Annotated in this window: 7 protein-coding genes; 5 read left to right on the forward strand and 2 right to left on the reverse strand. The window is 67.8% G+C overall.

The window, feature by feature from the left end; translation table 11 throughout:
• The 4 genes from ACT4N3_RS08105 to ACT4N3_RS08120 all read left to right on the forward strand — a co-directional run.
• A partial coding sequence (locus ACT4N3_RS08105) for an acyl-CoA dehydrogenase family protein (protein ID WP_444854710.1) occupies window positions 1-185 on the forward strand: 185 nt, incomplete at its 5' end.
• Window positions 182-574, forward strand: a complete 393-nt coding sequence (locus ACT4N3_RS08110; protein WP_444854711.1) for a RidA family protein — start codon at window positions 182-184, stop codon at window positions 572-574. The genes ACT4N3_RS08105 and ACT4N3_RS08110, both read left to right, overlap by 4 nt.
• Window positions 571-2,148, forward strand: coding sequence for an AMP-binding protein (locus tag ACT4N3_RS08115; RefSeq protein WP_444854712.1), 1,578 nt, complete (start codon window positions 571-573; stop codon window positions 2,146-2,148). The genes ACT4N3_RS08110 and ACT4N3_RS08115 overlap by 4 nt, the downstream gene beginning before the upstream one ends.
• Before the next feature lie 56 nt (window positions 2,149-2,204).
• Window positions 2,205-2,657, forward strand: coding sequence for a hypothetical protein (locus ACT4N3_RS08120; RefSeq protein WP_444854713.1), 453 nt, complete (start codon window positions 2,205-2,207; stop codon window positions 2,655-2,657).
• A 7-nt stretch (window positions 2,658-2,664) separates the two neighbouring features.
• Here ACT4N3_RS08120 and ACT4N3_RS08125 read toward each other — a convergent pair whose 3' ends face one another.
• Entirely contained in the window at window positions 2,665-3,282 is a 618-nt protein-coding gene (locus ACT4N3_RS08125) for a glutathione S-transferase family protein (protein ID WP_444854714.1), read from the reverse strand.
• A complete protein-coding gene (locus tag ACT4N3_RS08130; protein ID WP_444854715.1) occupies window positions 3,270-3,686 on the reverse strand; it encodes a VOC family protein in 417 nt (138 codons plus the stop codon). The genes ACT4N3_RS08125 and ACT4N3_RS08130 overlap by 13 nt, the downstream gene beginning before the upstream one ends.
• A gap of 91 nt (window positions 3,687-3,777) precedes the next feature.
• On the opposite strand from ACT4N3_RS08130, the gene ACT4N3_RS08135 reads away from it, so the two are divergent.
• Window positions 3,778-4,547, forward strand: a 770-nt coding sequence (locus tag ACT4N3_RS08135) for a LysR substrate-binding domain-containing protein (protein WP_444854716.1), incomplete at its 3' end; no start/stop codon positions are given.

Here is a 4,547-nt window from a genome sequence, read left to right on the forward strand (position 1 = left end):
CCACCGACCGCGCGCAAAGCGTGATCGACAAGGCGGTGCAGATTTTCGGCGGCCTCGGCGTCACCCGGGGCGTCCCGGTCGAGAGCCTCTATCGCGAGATCCGGGCGCTGCGCATCTATGAGGGCGCATCCGAGGTGCAGAAGATCGTCATCGTCCGCCATCATTTCGCGGAGGCCGAGGCATGAAGGCGCTGCTTCCCTCCGGCTGGCCACGCCCCAAGGGCTATGCGAACGGCATCGCCGCGCGCGGTCGCGTCGTCGTCACCGCCGGTGTCATTGGTTGGAACGAGCGCGAGGAGATCGTCGCGACCGATCTGCCCGGCCAGCTTCGCCAAGTCCTGCTCAACACCCTCGCCGTCCTCGCCGAGGACGGCGCCGGGCCGGAGCATATCGTCCGGATGACCTGGTATGTGACCGACCTCGACGAATATCGGAACGGCCTCGCCGCGATCGGCGCAGCCTGGCGCGACATCATCGGCCGCCACTTCCCGGCGATGGCCGTGGTCGGCGTGACCGGTCTTGTCGAGCCGGCGGCGAAGATCGAGATAGAGACCATGGCAGTGGTGCCCGAATGAGGAGCGCGCACGAGGACCATTTCATCCGCGCCGGCCTGCCGCCGCGCGAGGCACAGCCCGAATTCCTCTTCAACCTCCCCTCGCTCCAGTATCCCGAGCGGCTGAACGCGGCGGCCGTGTTGCTCGACGGGCACAGTGCCGACGCGCTTGCCGTGCTCAATGATGCCGGCCGCTGGACTTATGGCGACCTGCGCGCCCTGTCCGACCGGATCGCGCGGCTGCTGGTCGAGCGTGAAGGGCTGGTTCCGGGCAACCGCGTGCTGCTGCGCGGGCCGAACGGCGCGCATCTCTTCGCGGCCTGGCTCGGCGTGCTGAAGGCCGGCGGGATCGTCGTCGCGACCATGCCGCTGCTCCGGCCGGCCGAGATCGCGACGATCGTCGAGCGGGCACGGATCAGCCATGCGATTATCGACGCCCGCTTCCGCGCCGATTTCGATGCGGGCGGCGGCACGCCGTCGGTCATCGCCTATGAAGGCGACGACGGCTTCGCCGCGCTGGACGGCGTGGAAGCCGATTTCGAGCCGGCGGACACGCATCGCGACGATATCGCCCTGGTCGCCTTCACCTCGGGCACGACCGGTAAGCCCAAGGGCTGCATCCATTACCATCGCGACGTTCTGGCCAGCGCCGACAGCTTCGCCCGTCACGTCCTGAAGCCGGAGCCCGGCGATCGCTGGGCCTGCTCCGCCCCGCTCGCCTTCACCTTCGGGCTTGGCATGCAGTTCGTCTTTCCGGCCCGCTTCGGCGGCACCGCGGTAACGCTGGAAACGCCAGGCCCCAAGCCGCTGCTCGAGGCGATCGCACGCCATAAGGTCACGACCCTCGCCACCGCGCCGACCGCCTATAAGGCGATGATCCCGTTGCTCGACGCGCATGACATTTCGACGCTGCGCACCTGCGTCTCGGCCGGCGAGCATCTGCCCGCCGCGACCTGGCGCCTCTGGCAGGAGGAAACCGGACTCAGTATCGTCGACGGCATCGGCGCGACCGAGATGATGCACATCTTCATCTCCGCCGCCGGCGACGATATCCGACCCGGCGCCACCGGCAAGGCGGTGCCCGGCTATGTCGCGACCGTGCTGAACGACGATCACCGCCCGCTGGACGCCGGCACCGGCCGGCTCGCGGTCAAGGGCCCGACCGGCTGTCGCTATTTCGACGATCCCCGTCAGGCCAACTATGTCGTGGATGGCTGGAACGTCACCGGCGACACCTATCGCAAGGACGAGGAGGGCTACTTCTGGTACCTCGCCCGCTCCGACGACATGATCATCTCGTCCGGCTACAATATCGCGGCGCCGGAAGTGGAGAATGCCCTCCTCTCCCATCCCGCGGTGCAGGAATGCGCCGTGATCGGCGCGCCCTGCGAGGAGCGCGGCCAGAAGGTGAAGGCCTTCGTCGTCCTCGCCCCCGGTTATCCGCCGGATGACGGGCGCGTTCGCGCGCTTCAGGATCATGTGAAGCAGGAGATCGCGCCCTACAAATATCCGCGCGAGATCGCATTCGTGGACGCCCTGCCCAAGACCGCGACCGGCAAGCTGCAGCGCTTCGCGCTCCGCGATCCGGCCGCCTAGATCGCCTTCAAAGCGCCACAATCGACTGCCATCCCCTTGATCACAAGGGGAAATTCATGCGTTCATTGATGTTGTCGCTGCTCGTGGCCGGGCAGCTTGTCGTTGCGTCGCAACCCGTCCTCGCGGCCGAGATCGAGGCGAACGAGCAGAGCCGAATGGGCATGTTCGGCGGCCTTCAGGTCCATTTGCCGCTCGGCGGCGCGCGGGCCGAACGGCCCCGCGCGAGCCTGACGCTGGCGCCGACCATGCGCAGCCAGCGGATCGACGGCGCCGCGGCGACCCGTGTCGGCCGGGGCCTCGAGCTCTCCTTCACCGCGCGCCGCCCCGAAGTGCGGCTCGCCGGCACCCGGCTCGACCGGATGGACCGATTCGTCGCGCCCAACGGCCGCCGCGCCAATGTTTCGACCCTGGGCTGGGTCGGCATCGGCGTCGGCGCGCTCGCGCTGACGCTCGGCGGAGTCTATCTCTGGTTCGAGGAAGCGATGGAATGCGATCCGGGCGAATGCTGAGGGCCGGTCAGGCGTCCATCGGCACATAGCCTGGCGCCGCCTCGATCCGGCCCAGCCAGGCCTGCACGTTCGGCGTGTCGGCGAGCCTGAACCCGCCGCCCTCGGCGACATGGGTGTAGGCGTAGAGCGCGATATCGGCGAGGCTCAGGCTCTCGCCGACCAGCCAGTCGCGCGCGGCCAGATGCTCGTCCATCAGCTTCAGCGCCGCCTCGCCCGCCGCGACCTTGCCCGGATGCATCGCCCGCTGCGCGTCGGTCCAATTCGCCTCGCCGATCCAGCCATGCCAGAAGCGCAGGGTCGCGACATTGGGCTCGTGACTATATTGCTCCCAGAACATCCAGCGCAGCATGTCGGCGCGGTCGAACCGGTCGGCGGGGACGAGCGGGGTCCCGTCGGCGAGGTAGAAGCAGGCGGCGTTGCTCTCCGGCAGGAAAAGGTCGCCGATCTGCAGCACCGGGATGCGGCCGTTCGCATTGACGTTGGCGAGGAAATTCGCCGTCCGCGTCTCTCCCTTCATGATGTCATATTCGCGCCGCTCGATCGGCAGGCCGAGCAAGGCGGCGGTGAGCCGGATCTTGTAGCAATTTCCGGACGCGGCAAATTCGTGGAGGATCAGAGTCTGCATCTTGGCGGCTCCCAGGTCAGCTCGTTGAACTCGAGGACGTTGCCGTCCGGATCGCGGAAGAAGCAGGTCATCCGCCGCCCCCAGTCGTGCGGGCCTTCGGTGATTGCCACACCCTCCCGCGCTGCCCAGTCCAACAGCGGCTGGAGCGCATTGACGATAAAGGCCGGGTGCGTGTGGCCCGGCCATTTCACCGGCTCGTCCATCAATATGTTGCGGTTTCCCGGCCGGGGCACGCCGTTGAAGATCAGGTTGATCCGCGTGCCGCTCTCGGTCGTCATCTCGGCGACCCGCTCATTGGACAATTCCTCAACCACGCGGAAGCCAAGCTTCTCGTAGAAGGCGATCGACCGGGCGGCGTCGGTCACCCGTATCCCGATATGATCGTAAGCGGTGATCCTGAACATGGCGTCCGTTTATCCGGCGCCGGGCCGCCGGCCAAACGGGTGTGTTTCATCCTATAGTTGAAGGAAATTCATCTATCCACTAGGAGAATTCATGCCCGCGCGGCCGCCTTCCCTTCGCGCCATTTCGGCCTTCGAGGCCGCCGCGCGCCACCAAAGCTTCGCCAAGGCGGCGCTGGAGCTCAATCTCACGACCAGCGCGGTGAGCCATGCGATCAAGGGCCTGGAAACCCGACTCCGCACGCGGCTCTTCGATCGCGCCGGCCGCCGGGTGGCGCTCACGCCGGAAGGGCAGACGCTGGCCGTGCGCGTCCGGCTGAGCCTGTCCCTGCTCGGCGACGCCTTCGATACGTCGCCCTGGCTCCGGCGGGACCGGCTGGTCGTCTCCACACTCTCCTCCATCGCGGGCCGCCTGGCACCGTCGCTTGGCGATTTCCGCCGGCGCTTTCCCGATATCGAGCTGGAGCTGCGCTGCGGCGCGGCGCTGGCCGATCTCACCGCCGATGAGGTCGATGTCGCCATCCGATTCGGTCCGGGCGGCTGGACCGGCCTGCAGGCCCGGCATCTCGGCGACGAAAGCCTGTTCCCGGTCGCCAGCCCCGATTATCGTGACGGCGATCTGCCGCGCTCGATCGAGGCGCTGCACGGCTGCACCCTCATTCGCCATCCGGAAAGCACCTGGCGGCTCTGGCTGCACCCGCTCGGCCACAACCCGAACGATTTCCCGTCGACCCTCACGATCGACGATCTTGGCGTTGCGCTCGACGTCGCCCGCCGCGGCGGCGGCGTGGCGCTGGCGCGTTCGTGGCTGGTGCAGGACGACCTCAAGGCCGGGCGGCTCGTCCGCCTGTTCGACGACCAGGT

The sequence above is a fragment of the Sphingosinicella sp. genome (genome assembly GCF_052388015.1).
Classification (GTDB): Bacteria; Pseudomonadota; Alphaproteobacteria; order Sphingomonadales; family Sphingomonadaceae; genus Allosphingosinicella.